Consider the following 516-nt stretch of genomic DNA (forward strand, 5'->3'; position numbering starts at 1 on the left):
GAATTATCCTCTTAATCTCACCACTTATGCCCGCACTCCCTTCCCCGAGTGCGGGTGTTTGCGCATAATTGACCCCTGTGCCTGAACTTACCACCTGGGTGAGTTCAGGTTTATTTCACTTCTTCCGTGACATTTTCATGTTCTTGCGGTCTAACACGAAGTGTTTTTAACGTCATTTAGACTGACCGACAACGGGCAGTTTTTTATTACCAGGATAGTTGATCAGGGGTTCACATGCAGGGCACAAAAATTCGACTTTTAGCGGGCGGTTTGCTGATGATGGCCACTGCTGGCTATGTGCAGGCAGATGCGCTCCAGCCTGATCCAGCATGGCAACAGGGGACGCTTTCCAACGGTTTACAGTGGCAAGTGCTGACTACGCCCCAACGTCCCAGCGATCGTGTTGAAATTCGCCTGCTGGTTAATACCGGTTCGCTCGCCGAAAGTACACAACAGAGCGGTTACAGTCACGCCATCCCTCGTATTGCGCTAACGCAAAGCGGTGGCCTTGACGCA

General features: G+C 51.4%; 1 protein-coding gene. It reads left to right on the plus strand.

Annotation, left to right across the window (positions count from 1 at the left end; translation table 11 throughout):
• Positions 1–234: 234 nt before the first annotated feature.
• The coding region (locus ACFFNX_RS52655; RefSeq protein ID WP_378213923.1) for a hypothetical protein at positions 235–516 on the plus strand (282 nt) is incomplete at its 3' end.

This window comes from Actinoallomurus acaciae, assembly GCF_042429965.1.
GTDB classification, from domain to species: Bacteria; Actinomycetota; Actinomycetes; order Streptosporangiales; family Streptosporangiaceae; genus Actinoallomurus; species Actinoallomurus acaciae.